The sequence below is a fragment of the Sphingobacterium sp. LZ7M1 genome, assembly GCF_024296865.1.
Taxonomy (GTDB): Bacteria; Bacteroidota; Bacteroidia; order Sphingobacteriales; family Sphingobacteriaceae; genus Sphingobacterium.
This window is the reverse complement of sequence record NZ_CP101134.1, coordinates 746,768-769,815: the sequence shown is the minus strand read 5'-3', so window position 1 is coordinate 769,815 and position 23,048 is coordinate 746,768. Positions and strand designations below refer to the sequence as shown.

Genomic DNA, 23,048 nt, shown 5'->3' with positions numbered 1-23,048 from the left:
AGGTCTGGTCTAATTTATTAAAGAAACGGTTAAAATCCTAACCTATCGTCTTCCAATATTTGTGAATCGCTCTTCGAAGGATCATTTCCATAGAATTGCGAGAAGTTGGAACAGTTCATCTCGAACCTCGTGATTCCTCCAGGCGGCTGAGGAAAATCCTCCTGCGTATAATTCAGGTCCTTATCCTTGTACACCTTATTCATATACAGACCAAACACTGGCATCGCTGCAGCGGCACCTTGTCCATATTGCATACTACTAAAGCTGATTCCGCGATCCTCCGCACCCGTCCAAACCCCAGTAACCAGTTCCGGTGTAATACCGATAAACCAGGCATCAGAGTTATCGTTGGTTGTACCTGTTTTTCCTCCAATTGGATTTTTCAATCCACCAAAGTTAGGGTCCCATCTCAATCGGGAACCAGTACCCCCGTCCACAACACCTTTCAGCATATCTACCATCGCATAAGCTGTCTCACTGTTCAAGGCTTTCAATACTTTAGGTGCCTTTTCATAGATCGGAGAACCGTTTTTATCTTCAATTCTCAAGATCATCGTCGGCTCTACCCAAGTTCCTTGGTTTACAAATGCAGAATACGCTCCAACCATATCAAATAATGATGCATCATAGGATCCCAATGCTATGGATAGGTTGCTCGGAATATTCGAGTTCACACCCATACGTTTGGTCAGGTCTGCAACATTGGCTGCCCCAACTTCACTGATCAGATAGGCTGATGCAAAGTTTTGGGAATATTTGATCGCATTTTTCAAGGTAATAGGATCACCACCCTGGGTTGTTCCTCTTGGTGTCCAATCGCCATAGGTATGCATATGGTTAGGAACCGAAACACATGGTCCATATCCATTATCGATGGCGTATGCATAGACAAATGGTTTCGCAGTTGAACCTACCTGACGGGTACCTAATTTTACTTGGTCATATTTGAAATGTTCAAAATCAACACCACCAACCCATGCACGGATATATCCCGTTTGAGGTTCCATGGATATCATCGCATTACGCAAGAACAACTTGGTGTACTTGATGGAGTCCATCGGAGACATTACCGTATCCACGGCGCCCTTCCAGGTAAACAGGTTCATCGGAACTTTCTTCTCAAAATCTTTCTTGATCTGATCCTCCGATAGACCCTCCGCCTTCAAGACTCTATAACGGTCTGAACGTTTCATTCCCGTTACCAATAGATTGGCATTCTTTCCAGTAAAGGCATTCCTTCTTCTCCACTGCTTATCAAATTCATTCTGCAAACGACGCATCCACTCTTTTTGAGCTTCTTCTGCGTATTGTTGCATCTTGTAATTGATTGGCGTATATACTTTTAATCCATCACGATCTAGGTCGTATGGGGTTCCATCCGGTTTGGTAATTGCCAAACGTTGGAATTCTTTCTTGATCTCTTCTTTTAATACCGCACGGAAATAAGGCGCCAATCCTTCACCATAATTCGATATCGTCAATTTCAGGCCCAAAGGCTGCGCTTTATACTTATCGAATTCTTCATTGGTGATATAGTTCTGGTCCCTCATGTTCTGAAGCACCAAATTTCTTCTCGCAATCGCTCTTTCTGGGTAACGAACCGGAGAATAATAACCAGGTCCCTTCAACATTCCGACCAATAGCGCTGATTGATCCGGAGTTAATTTGTCCGGAGTGGAATTAAAGAAAGTCCTTGCTGCTGATTTTATCCCAAAAGTATTGTACGCTCCGAAATCAACCGTGTTGAAATACATCATCACAATCTCTTCCTTGGTATAGTTTCTTTCCAAACGAACGGAGGTAATCCATTCCTGGAATTTCTGCATAATACGTTTTAAGGAGTTCTTTTCCCTTTTCTCAGCGAAAAGATTCAGGGCCAACTGCTGTGTAATGGTACTACCACCTTGCTTGTTCCCAGCCAAGGTCAACAGTACAGTTGACATGGTACGCGAATAGTCGATTCCAGAGTGTTCATAAAAACGCTTGTCCTCTGTCGAGATCAAGGCTTGAACCAAGGATGGAGCCAATTCGGTATATTTTACGTTTGAACGGTTGTGAACGAAATAGGTTCCTAAGACCCTATTGTCATCGGTCAAAATTTCTGAAGCTAAATTACTTTTTGGATTTTCAAGATCCTTGAAGGTAGGCAACTTACCAAAAATACCAATTCTAACACTCAGGAGGAATAAACACGCAAAAGCCACCAAACCCAACAATACCTTCCAAAAGACCCCTGTATATCGTTTTACATCCTCTTCTGTAAGTTTACTACTTTTTGATTCTCTCTTCATTTGATAAATTAATGAAACAACGAACTTATCCTTACTACTTTAAGTCCATTTCCCTATAAACAGTAAGTGTGCCAAATCTCATTTGGCAACAACAAAAATACCATATTTTTCCCGATGTAAATAAATCTTGACCCTTATAGTTCCAAAAAATGTGGTCTAAGCTCCAAATTTCTTTCCTGATTCCGTTTTCAGGGGCAAAAAAAACAGTATATTTAGAGTAGCATATGCCGAAAATAAAATCTCAAGCCGGGTTACTTTTTATATTTATTACTGTAGTTTTAGACTCCATTGGTTTAGGAATTATTATCCCTGTAATGCCTGCCCTGATCAAGGAACTGATCCACGGCAACCTCAGCCAAGCTTCTGCTTATGGTGGCTGGTTGACTTTCTGCTATGCTTTCACCCAATTCTTCTTCGCCGCCATCCTCGGAAATTTAAGTGACCATTATGGGCGAAGACCTGTCCTGCTCTGCTCCCTTTTTGGATTTACCATCAACTACCTCCTGATAGGCTTTGCACCCAGTATTTTCTGGCTCTTCGTTGGAAGATTGGTCGCTGGAATCACCGGAGCAAGCCATACCGTGGCAGCAGCCTATATTGCCGATGTCTCAACCAAGGAAAATAAAGCTCAGAATTTTGGCCTGCTCGGTGCCGCCTTTGGTCTTGGATTTATTATCGGACCAGTAATCGGTGGAGTTTTAGGGCATTATGGCCCTCGATACCCATTCTTTGCCGCTGCAGGGCTTACCTTTCTCAATTTCCTATATGGTTATTTTGTGGTTCCCGAATCATTGCCTAAAGAACACCGCAGGAATTTCCGCTGGATCAATGCTAATCCGGTAGGAAGCTTCCGACATATCAGAAAATACCCCGTGATCATGCCCTTGGTCATCTGTATTTTCTTGATCAATATTGCCGCACATGCCGTGCAGAGTACATGGTCCTACTTTACCATGGAAAAGTTCCACTGGGATGAACGGATGGTGGGCTATTCCTTAGGGATCATTGGCGTCCTACTTACCATTGTGCAAGCTGGACTGATCCGAGTCATCATCCCTAAGATTGGCATACCAAAGAGTATAATTTTTGGGCTATTGCTGAATTGTATTTCCTTACTTGGTTTTGGATTGGCGGGAGGAACCTTAGCCCTTTTTGTCTCCAGTATTTTTTATGTATTTGCCGGAATCGCTGGACCTGCCATGCAGAGTTCCATCTCCAATCATACCCCAGCCAACGAACAAGGACAGATTCAAGGCGGTTTGGCCAGTATTATCAGTCTGACGGCCATCATCGGACCTTTACTCATGACAACCTTATTCTCCTATTTCACCAAAAAAAATGGCCCGATATATCTACCGAGCGCACCATTTTATCTTGGAAGTCTTTTAGCTTTGACGGCAACTGTTATTGCCATCAATTACTTTAGACGATTTAATCAATAATTTGTTTTCTCCAACAAACAGACTGCATATGCTACCACACCTTCTTCCCTACCTATAAAGCCCATCTGCTCATTTGTCGTCGCTTTAATGGAAACATCTTCAACAGAAATTCCGGCAGCCTCCGCAATATTCGCTTTCATCTGCGGAATATAAGGTTTGATCTTTGGCGCCTCTAAACAAAGCATCCCATCAATATTACCCAACTCAAAGCCCTTATCCTTGATCAACTTGATACAATGTCTCAACAGGTCCAAACTATTGGCTCCCTTCCAGCGATCATCCGTATTCGGAAAATGGTATCCGATATCTTCCAGATTTGCAGCACCCAAAATCGCATCGCAGATCGCATGCGCCAAAACATCCGCATCCGAATGCCCAAAAGCCCCCGCATGATGATCTAAGGTAACACCGCCAACAACAAATGGATGTCCCGCCTTCATCTGATGGACATCAAAGCCAAATCCTACTTTAATTTTCATGTAACGAAGATAAGGAATATTATTGAACCATAATATGGCTCGGCTTCGCTTGCCATACCCTGGTTCAAAATCAAAATCCAAAAAAGGGCAGAGAATTGATCTCTGCCCTTTTTTGGTCTCTTTTTATCCTCAGCTTAGGCTGAAACTTCTTCGTTTACGAACTCATCATATAGTTCAGAAAAGGCTTCATAGTCCTCATCTGACGAAGGTTCGAAGGTACGGATGTTATTTTCTTGGATGTAAGAAAGAATTTCCGGATTGATGTCTGCGTCGGCTTTCACGACAACGTCTGTAAAGGATAGAGCACCTTTATAGATATCAACATAACTGCCAGACCCATAATCCTTCAATTTGCTCGCATCAATGTCTGACTGCGCAGCCATCTCAGCATACTTGCTTCCTAAAGAATCGTTTCCGAATTCTTCATTGTACAAGGAGAAGAACACTTTGGAATCTTTGAATGTAGGATCATCCTGATAAACTGTTTTCAAGTAAGCAGGTACCATCGCGGTAAACCATCCATGACAGTGAACCACATCTGGCGACCATCCTAGTTTCTTAACGGTTTCCAAAGCGCCTTTACAGAAGAATAATGAACGCTCATTATTGTCTGCAAAGCCCTTACCATGCTCATCACGAAAAACTTTTTTCCGCTGAAAGTACTCTTCATTGTCCAAGAAGTACACCTGCATCCTTGCCGCTGGCAATGATGCTACCTTAATAATTAGCGGATTATCATTATTGTCCACCACTATGTTCATTCCCGACAACCTTATCACTTCATGAAGACGATTTCTGCGCTCATTAATATTACCAAAACGCGGCATCAGAATTCGGATTTCGAACCCTTTTTCTTGCATAGCATGTGGTAACTGGCGTGTTATTTCAGAAATTTTACTTAGTTCAAGGAAAGGCGACATTTCATGGGTTATAAACAAGATTTTCGTTTTTGCCATCTCCAACTGTTTTTTATATTATTGAATAGTAAAATCGGTCTACAAAGATACAATTAATTTATCAATTTTACAATTGATTAAAAATCATCATTTTATAATTTAAACTTTATTCCCCATTTTTGCACCTTATTTCTAATTTTTGACCGTGAAAATTTTTCGCACTAAACAGGAACTCCAACATGAACTTGCTGGAATCCGCCAACAAAATCAAGTCATCACCCTGGTACCAACCATGGGCGCGCTGCATGAAGGTCACCTCTCCTTGATCAACTATGCCAAACCCCTTACCGACATCACGGTATGTAGCATTTTTGTCAATCCAACTCAATTTAATGACCCTAAGGACCTGGAGAAATACCCACGCCCTATTGAAAATGATATCGCCCTATTGGAGTCGGTAGGCTGTGATATCCTCTTTATGCCGACCGTTGAGGAGATGTATCCTGAAAACGACCCAGAATGGCATATCAACCTAGGAAACCTAGATCAAATCTGGGAAGGTGAACACCGCCCTGGGCACTTCCAAGGTGTTACACAGATCGTTTTTAAGCTATTTGATCTGGTAAAACCGAACCAAGCTTGCTTCGGCCAAAAAGACTTCCAACAGGTCATGGTCATCCAACGCATGATTGACATCAAAAACCTGGACATCAAACTCCTGATCTGCCCTATTATCAGAAGTGAGGCAGGTTTGGCATTGAGTTCTAGAAATGCACGCCTTTCTGAAGAAGGTAAAGAAAATGCCCTAACTATAATTACTGCCCTTCGCTTTATCCAGGACAACCTGGAGCAGAAGTCCGTTGCTGAACTATTGGATGGAGCAAAAACAATTATTGCCTCCAACCCTGCTGTGGAATTGGAATACCTAAGTATATGTGAAACCAGCACCTTGGCCCCTGTCGACAATATCGAATCAGGCAAAGACTACGTTGCACTGATCGCTGCATGGGTAGAAAAGGTACGTTTGATCGACAACATATTACTTTCCCGTTAGAATAATTTTTAAGCTGTTTTATATTAAAAGAGTAACTTTGCATCATGATGATAGAAGTAATGAAATCAAAAATTCATAGAGCTCGCGTTACGCAAGCTGAATTGAATTATGTGGGAAGCATAACCATTGATCAAGACCTAATGGATGCTGCGGATATTATTGCCAATGAAAAAGTACAGATTGTCAACAATAATAATGGCGCAAGGCTTGAAACCTACGTCATTCCAGGTGAACGCGGTACTGGAACAATCTGCTTGAACGGAGCTGCTGCCCGCCTGGTACAGGTTGGCGATATCGTAATCATTATTTCTTACGCCTTAATGGAACGTGAGGAAGCAAGAAACCACAAACCATTGCTTGTGTTCCCAGATGAACACAATAAAATCGTTTAAACACTGATCTTAGCAATTTAATTGCTAATTTTAGCAGATATTTGACCAGTGCATGCATAGACTAACCTCATACCGCCAATTCGTTGCCCATTTCCTTCTAGTATGGATGTGTGGCATCATCGTCTCTGGCGTGGTCTTCATGCACAAAGAGGTCACCTCAACCGGGGAGATAGTCACGCACATCCACCCCTATAACCTTGGCGAAAAGAATCACCACCATCACCATTCCGATGCTGAAATCCGATTCTTGGATATTGTCTACCAAGGTTCTTACTTACATTGGTCCCCATTTGTATTTGAAGCACCGATCTTACCTGAATTCAATGTCTATGAATTCGGATTCAAGACCTTTAATATTGTTTTCCAAATCCACGATATCCGTGCTGGACGTGGCCCCCCTTCAATTTTAGCTTAATCAATATTTTTCTTTTTGAACCTATTGGCTCCAATCCTATATGCTATGGGATTATACTGCTCAATCAGGTTCGCAATTCATTAATTTACGTAGTGGCGCGAATGATGCCCTACCCTATTTGGATACCTGTTCTTTCAGGGATTCAAATGTAATTGAACAGTTAAAATTATATATGAAATTATTTCTACTCAGGAATTTCCTGATCATTATATGCCTTGGCCTAGGCAATCAGGCAGTCTATGCCCAAATTTCAGGTCGCGTAATCAATGACAAACAACAAGCTGTCCCAAATGCAACCATTCTATTGGATGGCACCAAAGTGGGAACTTCAACCGATAGCCTAGGATATTTCGAACTGGATACCAAAGGCCAAAACAGCAAAAGCCTTTCCGTAAGGGCGGTAGGCTACCAAAATGCTAAAAAACAGTTCAGTGCAAACGAATCAGGATTGAACATCGTCCTGCATGAAGACAACTTAAACTTGAACGAAGTGGTGGTCAGTGCTTCCCGTTACGGTATGGAAAGAAAAAAGGCGCCGGTAATCGTGAATGTATTGAGTCCTAAACTATTTACCGCAACACAGTCTGTGGCCATGTCTGAAACCTTGAACTACCAACCTGGGGTTCGGGTGGAAAACAATTGCCAAAACTGTGGCTTTACCCAAGTGCGATTAAATGGAATGGAAGGGGCATATTCACAGATCTTGATCAACTCGCGCTCTGTTTTCTCAGCCTTAAACAGTGTGTATGGCTTGGACCAGATTCCAACATCCATGATAGACCGCATCGAGGTGGTACGTTCAGGTGGTTCTGCCCTATTTGGTGCAAATGCCATTGCCGGAACGATCAATATCATTACCAAAGACCCTGTTGAAAACGATTGGCAGATTAAATCGACCAACTCCATCATCGATGGACAAGCTTGGGACAACACCATTGATTTCAACACCTCTTATGTAGACAATGATCTTAAAGCAGGTGCTACTTTCTACGGAATGCACCGTAACCGTCAAGCCTATGACGCAAATGGCGACGGTTTTTCGGAAATGACCAAATTGAAGAACATCACTTTTGGCACAAAAGCCTTCTATAAGCCTTCTGAATTCAATAAGATTACTTTAGACTTAAGTGCCTTGAATGAATTCCGAAGAGGTGGTGACAATCTGGACAAAGCTCCACACTTTACCGATGTAACGGAACAGTTAAGGACTAACACCTTCATCGGAGGTTTGACCTATGATCAGTATTCTAAGGATTACAAACATAAACTGTCCATCTATGGCTCCGGCCAGATCACCGATAGAGAAAGCTTCTATGGTGGTCTAGGAGGCGGCAGAACTGCTCAAGACAGCGTCTTGGCTTCCAATGCATACGGTGATACCGATGATTTTGCCATGGTTGTAGGTGCGCAATATACCTATACCTTCGAACGCGATGTCATAACAGCTGGGGTGGAATACAACAACAATAGAACTAAGGACAATATCCCTGGATACGCTCGACTGATCGATCAAAAGACACATGGAGTGGGTTCTTATGCGCAGTACGAGTGGAATATCCTCGAAAACCTTAAAACCTTGATTGGTGCCCGTTATGATTACACTTATGTGGATGGAAACTATAAATTGGCCGGATACAATAGAAATTCTGCCCAAAACTTTGGCACATTCAGCCCTAGGTTTACCTTACTATATGACATTACAGATTACCTGCAATTCAGGGGTGGATATGCCCGAGGATTCCGTGCTCCACAAGCTTTCAACGAGGATATGCACGTCACTTCCATCGGAGGGCAACAAGTGTTCGTATTGATCGGCGAAAACCTAAAGACCGAATATTCCAATGCCTACACGGGTTCATTTAACATTACCAAAAACTTTGGTTCTGTACAGACCAGTTTACTATTGGAAGGTTTCTATACCGATCTCCAAAATCCATTCACCAATATCATGACCTCCCAAGATGAAAACTTGATCATCCAGGAAATGCGCAATGGATCTGGAGCAAAGGTATATGGTTCCAACGTGGAATTGAATATTGCTCCATCTTCAAAATATAGTTTCCAGATGGGCGGAACGGTTCAACGCTCTGAATATACCGATGAGCAGCTCTTGTATGAAGGTAAAACTCCTGCAGAGAATATCAGCAGCAAAAAGTTTGTTCGTACACCAAACGTTTACGGTTACTTTAATGCCAACTGGAAACCATTGGAACCATTTAACGTTGACATTACTGGTGTTTACACCGGTAGTATGATCGTGCCGCATGTCTTGGAAGGCGAAGAGATGATCTTGAAAAACTCTCCAAATTTTGTGGAAGCAAACTTCCGTTTAGGTTACACTTTCTCCCTGAAGAAAGACTTCAGCATTGAAGTGTTCGGTGGAATGCAAAACGTCTTCAATGCTTTCCAAAAAGATTTTGACAAAGGCGCTTTGCGTGACTCCAATTATATCTATGGACCATCAAGACCAAGGACAGTTACCTTCGGTATCAAGGTAGGACATTTTCACTAATGAAGTTGTTACAATTCATATCCATAGCCATCCTATTGACGGCAGGTTCGCTCCAAGCTCAAGAGCGGAACGAACCTGCCGTCAACTGGCTTTCCTTTGAGCAATTGAGTGATTCTTTGACGGTTAGGCCCAAACCCGTATTGATTTTCTTTCATACTGATTGGTGTTCCTATTGCAAAAAGATGCTAGGAGAGAACTTTAAAGACCCACAAGTGATCGAAAAGCTCAATTCAGGATATTATGCCGTAGAGTTTGACGCAGAATCCGTAGATACCGTGAGATTCGACGGAGAGGTCTACGCGAGCGAATTAAAATCCAAAAGGACTGGAAAATATCACCCCTTGGCAAGTATTTTAATGGGCAGCAAAAACAGGGCTGTTTTCCCTACTACCATTATCTTAGACACCGATTTTTCCATGAAATTCAAAAAATTTAATTACTTAAGTATTAAGCAACTATTAAATATTTTATAAATTTATACCCGCAACTGTAGCGTATTAAAAAATTCATGCGTTATCAGAAGCATTATTAATGATACTAAAAACAAATATGAAAAACTTAAAATTATTCTTAGTTGCTCTTTTGGCTGTGGTAAGTGTTTCTTCTTGTATGAAGACGGAAACTAATGATTTTGATTATGAAGCAAATCAAAGAAGAATCGATTCAACTTTGAAAAAACAGGCTCCACTTATTGAAGCTTATGCAAGAGAGCATTTCGGTGATAACATAGATTCAGCTTACGGTATTTGGTACGAAGTATTGCCTACAACAGTTGATAGTGCTGCATTCGAATATGTTTCTGCAGGTAATGGTTGGGTACCAGTAATTGCAAACGTAAAATATAAAGGTGAATTAATGGATGGAAAAGTTTTTGAAGAAAAAACAACCGCTACTCAAATGACCATCAACAGATTAATCACTTCTTGGATGGTGATGTTCTACCCTAAAGCTTCATCAGGTTATTCTGGTGTTTTACCTCATGGATTATTAAAAGGAAATAAAGTGAGATTTATCGCTCCTTCTCCTTTGTGTTATGATAACCAAGCACAAGAAAATATCCCTGCGGATTCACCGCTGATCTTTACTATTGAAGTAACGGATATCAGAAACGCAAACTAAGCGCAAAAAATCAAATAATATTTACAAAAAGGCAATCGAAAGGTTGCCTTTTTCTGTTGGATCTCAACCTAAAAACCTAGATAGAAATTTGGGTTTCATTCGAGACTCATTCGAGACACATTCGGGAAATCCTTTCAAAGTATTCAATTCATTTTGCGAAAATTCCGAATGTGTCTCGAATAAGGTCAAAACAAAAGAGTGACTTCTAAATTCGTCCAGAAATTTTCTGGTATATGTTACTTTATGGCGTAAAGGCTTTAGCCGATAACTAAATTAAATTACTATTTTTACAATAAAAGTCAACACATGAAGATTGCTTTATCACAGCTCAACTACCATATAGGAAATTTCGAAAAGAACAATCAAAAAATTATCGACAGCATCCTGAAAGCAAAGAATGAAGGCGCTGAACTAATCGTATTTGCAGAATTGGCTATTGGAGGCTATCCTGCTAAGGACCTTTTGCGAAACACTGCCTTTTTACAGCAATGCTATCATAACATAGAGAACATTGCTGAACACTGTCAGGACATCGCCTGTATCATTGGCGCTCCAGTTCCGAATCAAGACGGAGAAGGAAAATCCCTTTACAATGCCGCTGTTTTGATCGAACAAGGACAAGTTAAGCAAATTACCAAAAAGAGCTTGCTCCCAGATTACGATGTTTTTGATGAGTACCGCTATTTTGAACCTAATGCACAGGTAAGCTGCATCAAATTCAAAGAGAAAACCATTGCGTTGACCATCTGTGAAGATCTATGGGATGATGATGGACCAAATTCTTATGTTGGCGACATCATGTTGGAGTTGGCCAAAGAGAACCCCGACCTGATCATCAATATTGCTGCCTCACCGTTTTCATATACCCATTTTGAAAGCCGAAAAAATGTATTGAAACGCAATGTGATTAAAGCAAGCGCTCCTTTAATCTATGTCAATCAAATCGGTGCCCAGACGGATATCATCTTTGATGGTCGTTCCTTGGCATTGAACAAAAAAGCTGAGGTAATTTTGGAATTAAAGGCTTTTGAGGAAGACCTACAGTTTGTGGAATTGATCAACAATGACCTGAAATCGACTGTGGAGTATAATCCACGCAAAACCTCGGAAATATCTTTGATCCATGATGCCTTGATCTTGGGACTAAGAGATTATTTTCAAAAATCAGGGTTTAAGTCTGCGATACTTGGGCTTTCAGGAGGTCTGGATTCGGCATTGGTTGCTGCATTAGCCTGCGAAGCCTTAGGTCCTGAAAATGTTCTTTCGATCCTGATGCCTTCGGTTTATTCTACGGACCACTCGCTGAAAGATGCCTTGGACCTGGTGGAGAATACCGGATGCCAACATCAGATTATTCCGATTAAAGATATTGCAGCTGCCTTTGAGTCTACTCTTGAAGAAACCTTTGCTGGCCGTGAGAAAGACACCACCGAAGAAAACATTCAGGCGAGAACCCGTGGCACCTTACTGATGGCGATTTCCAATAAATTTGGAAACATCCTTTTGAACACCTCTAACAAAAGTGAAGCTGCAGTTGGCTATGGCACCCTATATGGCGACATGGCTGGTTCAATCAGTGTCATTGGCGATGTTTATAAAACACAGGCATACGAGCTGGCAAAATACATAAACCGTGAACGGGAAATTATCCCTATCAATACAATCGTTAAACCGCCATCGGCAGAGTTAAGACCTGATCAAAAGGATTCGGATTCCCTACCTGATTATGATCTTTTGGATGCTGTCCTTTTCCAATTGATCGAAATGGAAAAATCCAAGGAGGATGTGATCAATTTAGGCTTCGAGGAAAGCTTGGTAAACAGGATCTATAAACTGCTTTGCAATGCGGAATTCAAAAGGTTCCAAGCTCCTCCTATCCTGCGCGTTAGCCCTAAAGCATTTGGCCCAGGTAGGTCCATGCCATTGGTTGCAAAATATTCGTTTGGGGGTTAAACTTTTTAAGGTAAAACACGTCTAATAAAATAAATTGAGATTTATGAAAAAGTTTTGGTCAATCATGCTACTTGGGGTAGTCTTCATTTTAGGCTCCTGTAGCCCCTATAAATATAATACCACGAGAGTCCAAACTTTGGACTTCGCACAATATAAAACATATGGTTGGTTACCTCCTGTAGACTCCCTTTCCAAGAACTACTTTACGAACGATATCGCCAGAAATAATATTCTGTCGACCGCAAACCGTGAATTAGAGGCAAGAGGAATGCGCTACAGCAAAGAAAATCCAGACATCCTGTTCCGTTATATCACGATTGTGAACAACAAAAGCAGAATGGTGTACGGAAATACAGGCTGGGGCTGGGGTGGTCCTTGGGGCTTTAGTCCATGGTGGGGCTACGGCTGGGGCGGAAGATCTTATCCGGTAGGAAAAGAAAAAGTCCGCTACTCCCACTTAATCATCGAAGCCTTGGACCGAAAATCAAATTCGGTGGTATGGCAAGCGAGAGGATCAGGTGAAATTCAAACCCCTGAAAAATCAATCAACAATTTACCGAAAGTGGTAGAAGGAATTTTTAAGGAATATCCAGTGAAATAGGAAAAACAGAAAAAGCGAGCGATGCTCGCTTTTTCTGTTTTTGGATTTGAGATGTGAGATATGAGATGTGAGAGAGTGGAAAGCGGCTATCTTTTTAGCTTTTTTTGTCATGTTGAGGAACGAAACATCTCGGAGCTATACCCTTTAATTCCCTCTGCCTGTCTTGTTGAGGAACGAAACATCTCGGAACTATAAATACTGATAATCAAAAAATGATAGCATTGGCGTACAGTTCTTCAATCTTCGATTGAAGATGACAGGCCATTTTTATAAGAACCGTACAGATTCTTCACTCCTCGTTCAGAATTGGAAATGTGCTAAAGAACCATCGGTCAATTATTTGTTTGATGCAGTTTAAATCTTGGTCTATCCTCTCATCCCTTTAATCCTGGTTCAAACGAAGGAATGGAAAAGAGTCAGCCAAAGGGATGATATTATTTTAGGTTTGTATGGGGCGGGGGTTTGCAATACGCCACTACAGTAGCACGTCCAAAAATAGTTAGAATGCCACGGTTATACCATGATCTTGGCCCATCCTCCCATCCCTTTAATCCTGGTTCAAACGAAGGAATGGAAAAGGGATCCGGAAGGTGCTATTTTATCATAGGCAGGTATCTCTTCCAGTTGTCGGCTATGATCCAAATATCAATCAATCCCAATACGGCAGCCATCGGCGCTCCTGAAGGATCTAAGGTAGCATGATGAAGGAATACTCCTATCAAGATAGGCAACAGGATTATAGCCCCTAATGCCCGCGTTTTGGGGATAGCGACCAAAAGACCTCCGATAATCTCCATCGTACCGACCAAGGGGATAAGCCATTTCAATTTCACTAATGCTGCTGTAATGGATAATTGTGCCTCTGTCAATTCAGGTGTCGGAATGATATTGATGAACTTGGCTGTTCCAAAGAAGATAAAGGCCAAGCCAAATAGGGTAAAAATAACAGTCTTTACGATTTTCATAAGGTTATTGCTTTTGTAACCTGATATTGAACAGATTACAGAACAAATTGTTTATGAACGGAAACGATTTTTGATGATCCTTACTTACTAAATTTACTAACTCATTAAATTGATGACCTTTGCTTCAGGTAAAAAGGAACTTCTACATGATCTTTCGATTTGTTCTTGATAAGCTCTGCCGCCATCTTACCCATCATTTCAAAATCAGTGGAAATCGTGGTGATCCCATTGAGGATAAATTTCTTTAATGGGGTTTCATTGTAGGAGATTACCCCTACATCTTGCCCTATCTTGAGGTTCTTTTTAATGATCTTGTCCAATAGCTTAACCAGGTCATCTTCTGCGATATTGATATAACAGCTACCCAATTCAATTTTTTCCTTCTCCAATTCACTGACTAGAGAATGGTTGAACGCATATTGCTGGGCAAATTTATAGAAACCCTTGATAATCGCTTTGGGGTAGTCACTATTGTCCGGAAAGATCAGGTTCAGGGTATGGTACTTACTCAGAGAAGGAAGGGCCTCTTCCAATGCCCCATAGATGTCCTTCTCATAATTCTCATATACCGCTGCAAAATCCCCTTGTATATCATCTATATACTTACCCAATAGGATCAACTTTTCAGGTGGAATCAATTTATTGATAATATCAGGAGCTTGATCCCTTCCTTCCTTAAAATGAGGGAAGAGCACATAATAATCATAGGTCTTCGTCAATCCACCTAAAAGGGTCCGCAGATAGGTGATATCTGAGTTATATACAAAAAGATCGAGGGCGGCATCATCTTCCAATTCTCTTGCAAAGGAATCATAAACCAACTTTTTATGGGCACTGAGCTTATTAAGGAGGATCGCGATCTTCTGTCTCTGTTTGACATCTGTGGTCGCAATGTAATATCCTTTACCCGGAATGGAGGCGATGACTTCCGCATTTTTAAGGAACTTATATGCTTTTTCCACGGTATCCCGAGAAATATCCACATACACCGAAAGTTCATTGATGGAGGGTAGCATATCCTCTTTTTCCAATGCACCGTTCTTGACCGCATCGATAATAGCACTGGCTAGCTGCTTGTATTTTGGGGTAGCAGAAAAGTCACTAATCTGGATGGTCTTTAAGAAATCAGTTACCTTGGAAGTCATAAGATATGTATTACAATATAGGTTTACTTTGTATACATCCTAAGGTAAGTAAAATACTTGTTTTAAGGGAAAAGTTTTTGGTGAATAATCTGCATTGGTTTCCATCAGATCCTTCATATAGGCCCACCATTCCTTCATAATGGGATCTGCCTTTAATTTTTGTTCTTCAAATCCCTCAGCCAAGGTCTGCACCGCAAAGAGATCCAAGGTCTCCGGATCTAAAAAAATGGAATAATCAGATATCCCATTCTCTTTTAAGAGTTTTGCCAATTTCGGCCAAATCTGCTGATGCCGACGAAGATATTCCGCTTCATTGCCCGGCAGAAGTTTCATTTTAAAGGCTACCTGTTTCATAAATCTATTTACATTAAAGAGCTGTTCTGATTGTATACTTACCCGAGCCAAGTTCGACCAAGATTTCCCCATCTAGTTTCTTTAAGGAACGCACGAGGTTGTTTCGATCAATGGGTTCTCCATTTATTTTTACATCCTTTAGATCCTCCGTATTTATACTGCAATAAGCGACCACATTGACTGGAATCTGGATTTCCTGCATGACCTCCTTTTCCGATCTGCTCCATGCACTTTTGATGTTGCCAGCTATGGAACGATAGGATCCCGCTACCTCATTGATTCCAAAATCACCAATTTCAGGCTGTATATAGACCTCCTGGAAACCATTTTCTTTCAACTTTATGCCGAGCAAATGCTCAAACATCCATTCGTTTACCGAACCGAAAGCATAGTGTGAGAAAGAATTCATGGCTGCATTATGGATAAATCCTTTTTCCTTGCTATAGCTATCCCAACGTTCCCAAATGGAAGTCGCTCCATTTACCACCTCGTAGCCTAAGGATGGGTATTCAGTACTTTGTAAGAGCATGTAAGCCTTATCAGTTGAACCAGAAGCAGTCAATGCTGGCAAAAGCGGTTTGAAACCCAAGAAACCGGTACTCAACTTATTGCCATTGGCTTCCAAAAGCTCTCGGAGATATTTACCTGCCAAGGCTTCATCCTGCTCATCCAATATCCCTGAATACAATGCATTGGCATAGGCGGTTTGGGTATGGCCAGAAAAGCCGTTTTGACCTTCCACATAGCCTTCACCCTTTCCATAGAACGCGGAATTGGTTTTCAGTTTTCCATGTTCGTCCATATAATGTTGTTTGAACCCCATCTTAACGGCAAAGGACTCCTTTTCATAATCCGTAGCTAGTTGCATATCTCCAATTGCACGACACATCTCAGCCATCAATTTATTGCAGTAGAAATAGTAGGTTGTGGCCAATAGATCAGGACTTGTCTTTTCTCCTACCGACAACCAATCTCCAAATCCACCTTTTGGGTTTACATCTTCAAAAGCTCCTTCCTGCAACACATTGCCTTTCGTTCTGGACTTTAGGAAAGCCATAAATTTCCTCATAAATGGAAGTGACTCCCGAACAATGCGAAGGTCATTATAGGCTTTAAAATATTCATACGTGCAGATAATCCCCGCCTCAGACCAGCCCGGTGAGAAAGAATCGGATGCTCTGATTGCAGCTACCCCTTCTGCATTAACTGGCATAGGGGCATAGATGGGATAGGCACCATTCGGCCATTGGGAATCATTCAGGTCTTTGATCCATTTCTTGTGGAATGGCGCAACATCGGCATTGAAGATCGCCGAACGCATATATACTTGGGCATCACCCGTCCAGCCCAACCTTTCATCCCTTTGCGGACAGTCGGTCGGTATATCTAGATAATTAGCTTTCTGGGTCCAAAGGATATTACTGTAAAGCTGATTTAGCATGGGATTGTCGGATTCAAAACTTCCTACCTGGTCGAGATCCGAACTCATCACCAAGCCTGTCAAGAAATCAAGGCTAGGTTCCACTTTCAATCCGGTAACTTCCACGAACTGGAACCCATGAAAGGTGAAGCTAGGACTCCACTCCTCATTCTTTGACCCGTTTAGGATGTATGTATCCGTAGCTCTCGCTTTTCGCAGGTTATCCGTCATCAGCTTACCATCAGGAAACAGCATTTCTCCATATCGAAAGACCAGGGAATCTCCTTTGCTGCCATTGATCTTTAACCGGATATTACCAGCGAAGTTTTGGCCAAAATCCACGATATATTGACCTTCAGCAATTTTCTTAATGGACTTGGCGGATAACTCCTGCAATACCCGAACTGGATTACTTGGATAGATTTCAAGTTCCTGCCCTTCTTGGTCTGGAAACTCTTGGATATCGGTCCACGCACTTGCATCGAAACCAACCCTATTCCATCCCTGTGGTTCCTTTCTGGCATCATGCTTTTCACCTTCCAAGAAATCTGATTCCAGTATGGCACCAGTACTGTATTTCCAACGTGAATCTGTGGCAATATGCTCCTTGCTCCCATCCTCGTAGGTTACATCGATCTGTGCCTTCAAAAGGGGAAATTTTCCATAGAACTGGTTTACCTGCGGGGAACCGACCAACAAGGCATAGCCTAAATAACCGGCATACCAGCCACTGGATAATATGGCGCCAAACACATTGTTTCCATCGCTCAATTGGTCTGTGACATCATATACATTGTAATATACACGCTTATTATAGTCAGTCCAACCTGATGCAAAATAACCGCGCCCTATCTTTTCTCCATTGACATAAAAATTATGGAGTCCAAGGGAGCTAATGTATAATCGCGCGGATTTAATCTTCTTCTTTAGAGAGACCTCTTTTCGTAAATATGGCGAAGGTGGTAAATGATATTCTCCTTTAGGAGCTAAGTGGTTTAAATCAACCCCGATCCACTTTGCTTTCCAATCCTCTGGGTTAGGTTTCGCCAATTCCCAATATTGGATTTCCGACCATTTGCCAACTCTATCCTTTTCATCCCAGGAGCGGACCTTCCAATAAACCCGTTGTCCAGACTGAAGTAACTTTCCAGCATATTCAATCTGATTGGTTTGGTTGCCATTTACCTTTTTGCTGTCCCAAAGGTCTGCTTGGTTCTTTCTAAGCAAGGCTTCCGAACTGGCTACCATAACCTGATAAGCTAATTGAGATTGGTTGAATCCCTTGCCTTCAAGCTCCCAACTCAATCGCGGTTTACTTTCTTCTACATAGGGATTGATCTTATATTCTGTACGCAGATATTTAGGCTGTATGCTAGCATACGAAGCTGCAAGGTTTAACAACAAGCCTAGACAAATACAGCATACTATCCTTAGGGTCCCCATTCGTTATGATTTAATCAGGTATAATATTTTAGGTACTTCAATTTCGGAAATTACCTTTCCATTTTCATCCTTTTTATGCAATAGTTTTATTAAGTGGATAAGTTTTGGAAGAAAAGCGGGATTGATTAAAGATAGGAATGGGTCAGGGAAAGACTATCCTGTTCTATCAGGTGGGGGGATTAATTAATAAAAAGTAAAGTTCTAAGTAATACAGAACCCCTACCTTATTGACATGAAGCCAATCAAAAGATTATATTTTGTCTATATAATTACAAATCTATCAAGGACTGTCCTTTACACTGGAGTTACCAATAATTTGAGATATCGATTATATCAACAGGAGTTTCAAAATTATGGAATGAATAGTTTTACAAAAAAATATAAGATAAAATACCTCTTGTTTTATGAGATTTTCGAGAATATACGTGCGGCTATTAGTAAAGAAAAAGAAATTAAGGGATGGACCAGAGCGAAAAAGGAAGCATTAATAAATGATTTTAATCCAGAATGGAAGTTTCTTAACGATGAAGCAGAAGAATTACACTAGATCCTAAACCAATTCCTGATTAGTGAGTGAAAAGTGTTTTTGTGAGTTTCTTTTATTTTGTCATGTTGAGGCACGAAACATCTCGGAACTTTATGGAACTCAGGTCAAAATCGTACTCCGAGACCCTTCTTTCATCAGGGTGACACGACTAAAATACAACCCATCGGTGTGTCATGTTGAGGCACGAAACATCTCGGAACTTTATGGAACTCAAGTCAAAATCGTACTCCGAGACCCTTCTTTCATCAGGGTGACACAACTAAAATACAACCCATCGGTGTGTCATGTTGAGGCACGAAACATCTCGGAACTTTATGGAACTCAAGTCAAAATCGTACTCCGAGACCCTTCTTGCATCAGGGTGACACGACTAAAACACCTCTCAAATCTCCCCTCCTTTTCTCCCCTCCAATCCTCATTCAAAACCATTCTACAGGACGGTGCAGGATGCTCAACCTAAAGTGGATAGCTATATTTGGATTACAGCCAAAGTATTGGCAACCTATAACTAATAACTAATTCCGGTAGCTCTTCAACCTAGACTGCCAATAAACCAAATGAAAAACGAAAACATGTATTACTTAGAAAAAGGATGATCTGTTATTGAACAATAACATTGAAAAAGACCAATAAAAAAACCGACAGTGTTCCCGCACTATCGGTTCAATATCAATGGTCTTTTTAAACTAACCAAGAGGGTCGAAACTCTTTATTGTTTAACCATTTAACTTTGCAAAGGTATGCAATATGACCAATTAAACAAAACTAAAAACCATCGATCAATTGCGCCTATCGTAACATTTAGGAGGGTTTTAGGGTTCACATTCGGAAATGAACCCAAGAAAAGATTCCTGCAATTATCGTTGATCTTTCCTGCTTTGATTCTATCGCAGGCCGGCTATTCCGAGGTCAACAATTATTCTACTATGAATAAAGAAACACACAACATCTCCGTGGAACATAACACGGGCATCAGCAACTTAAACTTGTTTGGCCAAGAGAAAATCAAGGTCACAGGAACGGTTAGTGATGCCAATGGGGTTCCTATTGCTGGTGTTTCTGTTCGCGTAAAAGGCACGAACTCGGCGACTGCAACCGATGAAAACGGAAATTATGAAATCGAATTGAACAAAGGCCAAACCCTGACCTTTGACAATATTGGTTTCACTTCGAAGGAAATCGTTGTCAATGCTGCTGGTACACAAAACATTGCATTGGACAGTAGCAGTGAGGACATTACCGAAGTGGTAGTCGTTGGTTATGGTAGTCAGCAGAAAAAAGACGTTACTGGATCGATTGCCGCTGTGTCTATGAAAAATGTAAAAGGACAGGCTATCGCTAGTCCTGACCAAGCATTAACCGGACAACTTTCGGGAGTACAGGTCAGTAATTCCAATGGTACTCCAGGTGGTGGACCAAGGATTCAGATCAGGGGAATTGGGGCAATTGGTGCTGGTAGCCAGCCACTCTATGTTATTGATGGATTTCCAGTTCCTGGATCTTCCAGTGAAAGGGGAAATCCTTTGGCAACCATCAACCCCAACGATATTGAGTCGATGACCGTATTGAAGGATGCTTCTGCCACGGCAATTTATGGTTCTAGAGGCTCTAATGGGGTAATCTTGATCAATACCAAACGTGGTACGGATGGTAAGATGAGAATCGATGTAGCGGCAAGTTCCGGCTTACAACAAGTCCCTCAGAAAGGTAGACCCAACCTGATGAATGCTGCAGAATTTGCACAATTCAGGAAAGAGGCCATCGAAGATAAAATCAGGTTTGAAGAAGGAAGGGAACCCACAATAAATGATATCCCTGAAGAATATAGAAACCCTGCTGCATTGGGTGAAGGTGTGGATTGGTATGATGCAGTTACCCGAATCGCTCCGATGTCGGATATCAACGTGAATTTCTCTGGTGGTAATGAAAGCATTCGTTCTTTTGTGTCTGCAGGATATTTGAACCAGAAGGGCGTGATGTTGAACTCGGGCTTTGACCGTTTCTCCATCCGTGCGAATGTGGAAGGGAATTTTGCAAAGAAATTAAAATTAGGGATGAACATCAACCCTACCCTATCCTACATTGAAGGTGGAATCAATGGACAAGGACGGGATGAATTCTTTGAGATCACGACTCCTGTCGCCAAAATATATAACGATGATGGCTCCTATGTTCCGTATATTCAATCTGCTGGAACTTTTGGGAACCCAAATCCTGTGATGTTCTTAAATGAGCGGACCAACAAGAGCTCCAAGTTAAAGCTATTGATGAGTACCTATGCAGAATATAGCTTTTTGGACAACCTAAAGTTCAAGACTACCTTCAACGTAGACTATCAAGATGAAAGTGGCGAGACCTTTAGACCTTCCACTCTACCTAATCAAAATGCCCCTGGTGCATCTATTCCTAGCGGAAGTTATGGAAGAGGCCAATACATCAACTGGGCAAATGAAAACACCTTAAACTACGATTACTCTTCAGATAACGGACATTCGATTTCTGCATTGGCAGGTTATTCCATCCAAATGCAAAAGAACAAGAATGCCAACTTCAACGGTGCCCAATTCCCAGATGACGACATTCAGACCTTGAATGCTGCAGCAAGAATAACCGGAGGCACAGGAATTGAAGACTGGGGATTGATATCCTATTTAGCTAGGGTTAACTACTCCTACCTAGATCGATATATCTTGACAGGGTCTTTCCGTGCGGATGGCTCCTCAAGATTTGGTAAGGACAATCGCTGGGGTTCTTTCCCATCGGTTGCAGTCGGTTGGCGATTATCCGAAGAAGCTTTCCTGAAAGATAAAGAGTGGATTGATGAGTTAAAACTGAGGGCTTCTTATGGACGTTCAGGTAACTTCAATATTGCCAATTATGCTTCTTTAAGCAGCATCGGTGCTTCCAACTATATTTTTGGAGGCGGATTGGCACCAGGTCGTGTGATGAACAGTCTTGGAAACAGCTTCCTAGGTTGGGAAAGGATGAAGGAGTTGAACATTGGTTTGGATTTCACTACATGGAATAACCGTTTGACTTTAACCGCCAACTATTATAAACGTAACACCTTAGATCTATTATTGAATACCCCAATTCCTAACTCATCAGGATTCGGCTCCGTCGTAGAAAATCGTGGTGATGTCGAAAATAAAGGTTTCGAGTTCTCAATCAGTTCAGCAAATATTGCCCGTGAAAACTTTACCTGGAATACCGACTTCAATATTTCATTCAACCGCAACAAAGTCATTGCCCTCGGCCGTAGTACAGACCCTATCTTCTCAGGACAGAGTTCGGAAGGAAACTTTACCAATATCACCGAGATTGGTCAACCGGTAGGTATGATCATTGGCTATGTGGTAGAAGGAATTTATCAAAATCAAGCAGATGTAGACAATAATCCAGCATTCCCAGGAGCAATCCCAGGGAACTTAAAAATGAAGGATGTGAACGGAGATGGCCAGATTACACCAAATGATGACTTTGCGGTAATCGGTAATCCTTATCCTGACTTCAACTTTGGTATGACCAATACCTTGACTTATAAAGCATTCGATTTCCGAGTGATGATGGTGGGTTCCATGGGACAAGAAATGTTGCATGCAACCAGGTTCTATACGGACAACATCGACGGGGTATTTAATGTGCGTAAGGAGGTTGCTGATCGTTGGAGATCAGAATCTAATCCAGGTAGTGGTCTGGTACCAACAACCAATGGTACTGGTAGAGGCCGTGTAATGTATCGTGATACCCATTCCCTATTTGTCCAAAAGACAGATTACCTATGGATAAAGAACATTACAATAGGCTACTCCCTCCCTAAGAGCATTGGTGGAGTGTTAAACAACCTTAGGATTTATGCTAACCTTCAGAATCCATTCTTATTTACCAATTATGATGGAAACCCAGAAGGAACTAACATAAACAGAGGGGATATAAGTCCATTGGTACCAGGGATCGACTATTCGGCTTACCCTGTTCCAAAGATTTACACATTAGGGTTGAATTTCAATTTTTAAGACA

At 41.5% G+C, this 23,048-nt stretch carries 18 protein-coding genes; 11 read left to right on the top strand and 7 right to left on the bottom strand.

Annotated elements, in window-relative coordinates; genetic code table 11:
• Positions 1–29: 29 nt before the first annotated feature.
• A complete protein-coding gene (locus tag NMK93_RS03265) occupies positions 30–2,291 on the bottom strand; it encodes a penicillin-binding protein 1A (protein WP_254526355.1) in 2,262 nt (753 codons plus the stop codon).
• 224 nt (positions 2,292–2,515) lie between these two features.
• Between NMK93_RS03265 and NMK93_RS03260 the strand changes: the two genes are divergently transcribed.
• A complete protein-coding gene (locus tag NMK93_RS03260) occupies positions 2,516–3,733 on the top strand; it encodes a TCR/Tet family MFS transporter (protein ID WP_254526356.1) in 1,218 nt (405 codons plus the stop codon).
• Here NMK93_RS03260 and ispF read toward each other — a convergent pair.
• Both ispF and NMK93_RS03250 read right to left on the bottom strand, forming a co-directional pair.
• On the bottom strand, positions 3,727–4,212 hold the full coding sequence (ispF, locus tag NMK93_RS03255; RefSeq protein ID WP_093098616.1) for a 2-C-methyl-D-erythritol 2,4-cyclodiphosphate synthase: 486 nt from the start codon (positions 4,210–4,212) through the stop codon (positions 3,727–3,729). The two genes, NMK93_RS03260 and ispF, sit on opposite strands and share 7 nt — an antisense overlap.
• 134 nt (positions 4,213–4,346) lie before the next feature.
• The gene (locus tag NMK93_RS03250) at positions 4,347–5,168 is read right to left on the bottom strand and encodes a glycogen/starch synthase (RefSeq protein ID WP_093098612.1); all 822 of its coding nucleotides are present in this window, start codon (positions 5,166–5,168) and stop codon (positions 4,347–4,349) included.
• 145 nt (positions 5,169–5,313) lie between these two features.
• Between NMK93_RS03250 and panC the strand changes: the two genes are divergently transcribed.
• The 8 genes from panC (at position 5,314) to NMK93_RS03210 (ending at position 13,154) form a co-directional block, all read left to right on the top strand.
• Positions 5,314–6,162, top strand: coding sequence for a pantoate--beta-alanine ligase (gene panC / locus NMK93_RS03245; RefSeq protein ID WP_254526357.1), 849 nt, complete (start codon positions 5,314–5,316; stop codon positions 6,160–6,162).
• 44 nt (positions 6,163–6,206) lie between these two features.
• Entirely contained in the window at positions 6,207–6,554 is a 348-nt protein-coding gene (gene panD / locus NMK93_RS03240) for an aspartate 1-decarboxylase (protein ID WP_094255370.1), read from the top strand.
• Positions 6,555–6,606: 52 nt separating this feature from the next.
• Positions 6,607–6,969 carry a hypothetical protein gene (locus NMK93_RS03235; protein ID WP_185210961.1) on the top strand — a complete coding sequence of 121 codons (363 nt, stop codon included), beginning with the start codon at positions 6,607–6,609 and terminating at the stop codon, positions 6,967–6,969.
• 172 nt (positions 6,970–7,141) lie between these two features.
• Positions 7,142–9,481 carry a TonB-dependent receptor gene (locus NMK93_RS03230; RefSeq protein ID WP_254526358.1) on the top strand — a complete coding sequence of 780 codons (2,340 nt, stop codon included), beginning with the start codon at positions 7,142–7,144 and terminating at the stop codon, positions 9,479–9,481.
• Positions 9,481–9,954, top strand: coding sequence for a thioredoxin fold domain-containing protein (locus tag NMK93_RS03225; protein ID WP_254526359.1), 474 nt, complete (start codon positions 9,481–9,483; stop codon positions 9,952–9,954). The genes NMK93_RS03230 and NMK93_RS03225 overlap by 1 nt, the downstream gene beginning before the upstream one ends.
• Before the next feature lie 76 nt (positions 9,955–10,030).
• Positions 10,031–10,600 carry an FKBP-type peptidyl-prolyl cis-trans isomerase gene (locus NMK93_RS03220; protein WP_185216018.1) on the top strand — a complete coding sequence of 190 codons (570 nt, stop codon included), beginning with the start codon at positions 10,031–10,033 and terminating at the stop codon, positions 10,598–10,600.
• Positions 10,601–10,906: 306 nt separating this feature from the next.
• Positions 10,907–12,553, top strand: coding sequence for an NAD+ synthase (locus NMK93_RS03215; protein ID WP_254526360.1), 1,647 nt, complete (start codon positions 10,907–10,909; stop codon positions 12,551–12,553).
• Positions 12,554–12,596: 43 nt separating this feature from the next.
• Entirely contained in the window at positions 12,597–13,154 is a 558-nt protein-coding gene (locus NMK93_RS03210) for a DUF4136 domain-containing protein (RefSeq protein WP_254526361.1), read from the top strand.
• Between the two features lie 593 nt (positions 13,155–13,747).
• Here the strand turns inward: NMK93_RS03210 and NMK93_RS03205 are convergent.
• The 4 genes from NMK93_RS03205 to NMK93_RS03190 all read right to left on the bottom strand — a co-directional run bounded on the left by NMK93_RS03205 (position 13,748) and on the right by NMK93_RS03190 (position 18,481).
• A complete protein-coding gene (locus NMK93_RS03205) occupies positions 13,748–14,119 on the bottom strand; it encodes a DoxX family protein (RefSeq protein WP_185210975.1) in 372 nt (123 codons plus the stop codon).
• Between the two features lie 104 nt (positions 14,120–14,223).
• Positions 14,224–15,264, bottom strand: a complete 1,041-nt coding sequence (locus NMK93_RS03200) for a GntR family transcriptional regulator (RefSeq protein WP_185210977.1) — start codon at positions 15,262–15,264, stop codon at positions 14,224–14,226.
• 39 nt (positions 15,265–15,303) lie between these two features.
• A complete protein-coding gene (locus NMK93_RS03195) occupies positions 15,304–15,618 on the bottom strand; it encodes an L-rhamnose mutarotase (RefSeq protein WP_254534178.1) in 315 nt (104 codons plus the stop codon).
• Between the two features lie 13 nt (positions 15,619–15,631).
• Entirely contained in the window at positions 15,632–18,481 is a 2,850-nt protein-coding gene (locus NMK93_RS03190; protein WP_254526363.1) for an alpha-L-rhamnosidase, read from the bottom strand.
• A gap of 232 nt (positions 18,482–18,713) precedes the next feature.
• Here NMK93_RS03190 and NMK93_RS03185 point away from each other — a divergent pair, with 232 nt between their 5' ends.
• On the top strand, positions 18,714–19,028 hold the full coding sequence (locus NMK93_RS03185) for a GIY-YIG nuclease family protein (RefSeq protein WP_254526364.1): 315 nt from the start codon (positions 18,714–18,716) through the stop codon (positions 19,026–19,028).
• A 926-nt stretch (positions 19,029–19,954) separates the two neighbouring features.
• Positions 19,955–23,044, top strand: coding sequence for a TonB-dependent receptor (locus NMK93_RS03180; protein WP_185210985.1), 3,090 nt, complete (start codon positions 19,955–19,957; stop codon positions 23,042–23,044).
• The last annotated feature ends 4 nt before the right edge of the window (positions 23,045–23,048 follow it).

What these genes read in the sequence shown, in the direction of transcription:
- NMK93_RS03265 (WP_254526355.1), bottom strand. Translation starts at nt 2,291, where the DNA reads ATGAAGAGAGAATCAAAAAGTAGTAAACTTACAGAAGAGGATGTAAAA.
- NMK93_RS03260 (WP_254526356.1), top strand. Translation starts at nt 2,516, where the DNA reads ATGCCGAAAATAAAATCTCAAGCCGGGTTACTTTTTATATTTATTACT.
- ispF (WP_093098616.1), bottom strand. Translation starts at nt 4,212, where the DNA reads ATGAAAATTAAAGTAGGATTTGGCTTTGATGTCCATCAGATGAAGGCG.
- NMK93_RS03250 (WP_093098612.1), bottom strand. Translation starts at nt 5,168, where the DNA reads ATGGCAAAAACGAAAATCTTGTTTATAACCCATGAAATGTCGCCTTTC.
- panD (WP_094255370.1), top strand. Translation starts at nt 6,207, where the DNA reads ATGATGATAGAAGTAATGAAATCAAAAATTCATAGAGCTCGCGTTACG.
- NMK93_RS03235 (WP_185210961.1), top strand. Translation starts at nt 6,607, where the DNA reads ATGCATAGACTAACCTCATACCGCCAATTCGTTGCCCATTTCCTTCTA.
- NMK93_RS03230 (WP_254526358.1), top strand. Translation starts at nt 7,142, where the DNA reads ATGAAATTATTTCTACTCAGGAATTTCCTGATCATTATATGCCTTGGC.
- NMK93_RS03225 (WP_254526359.1), top strand. Translation starts at nt 9,481, where the DNA reads ATGAAGTTGTTACAATTCATATCCATAGCCATCCTATTGACGGCAGGT.
- NMK93_RS03220 (WP_185216018.1), top strand. Translation starts at nt 10,031, where the DNA reads ATGAAAAACTTAAAATTATTCTTAGTTGCTCTTTTGGCTGTGGTAAGT.
- NMK93_RS03215 (WP_254526360.1), top strand. Translation starts at nt 10,907, where the DNA reads ATGAAGATTGCTTTATCACAGCTCAACTACCATATAGGAAATTTCGAA.
- NMK93_RS03210 (WP_254526361.1), top strand. Translation starts at nt 12,597, where the DNA reads ATGAAAAAGTTTTGGTCAATCATGCTACTTGGGGTAGTCTTCATTTTA.
- NMK93_RS03205 (WP_185210975.1), bottom strand. Translation starts at nt 14,119, where the DNA reads ATGAAAATCGTAAAGACTGTTATTTTTACCCTATTTGGCTTGGCCTTT.
- NMK93_RS03200 (WP_185210977.1), bottom strand. Translation starts at nt 15,264, where the DNA reads ATGACTTCCAAGGTAACTGATTTCTTAAAGACCATCCAGATTAGTGAC.
- NMK93_RS03195 (WP_254534178.1), bottom strand. Translation starts at nt 15,618, where the DNA reads ATGAAACAGGTAGCCTTTAAAATGAAACTTCTGCCGGGCAATGAAGCG.
- NMK93_RS03190 (WP_254526363.1), bottom strand. Translation starts at nt 18,481, where the DNA reads ATGGGGACCCTAAGGATAGTATGCTGTATTTGTCTAGGCTTGTTGTTA.
- NMK93_RS03185 (WP_254526364.1), top strand. Translation starts at nt 18,714, where the DNA reads ATGAAGCCAATCAAAAGATTATATTTTGTCTATATAATTACAAATCTA.
- NMK93_RS03180 (WP_185210985.1), top strand. Translation starts at nt 19,955, where the DNA reads ATGAATAAAGAAACACACAACATCTCCGTGGAACATAACACGGGCATC.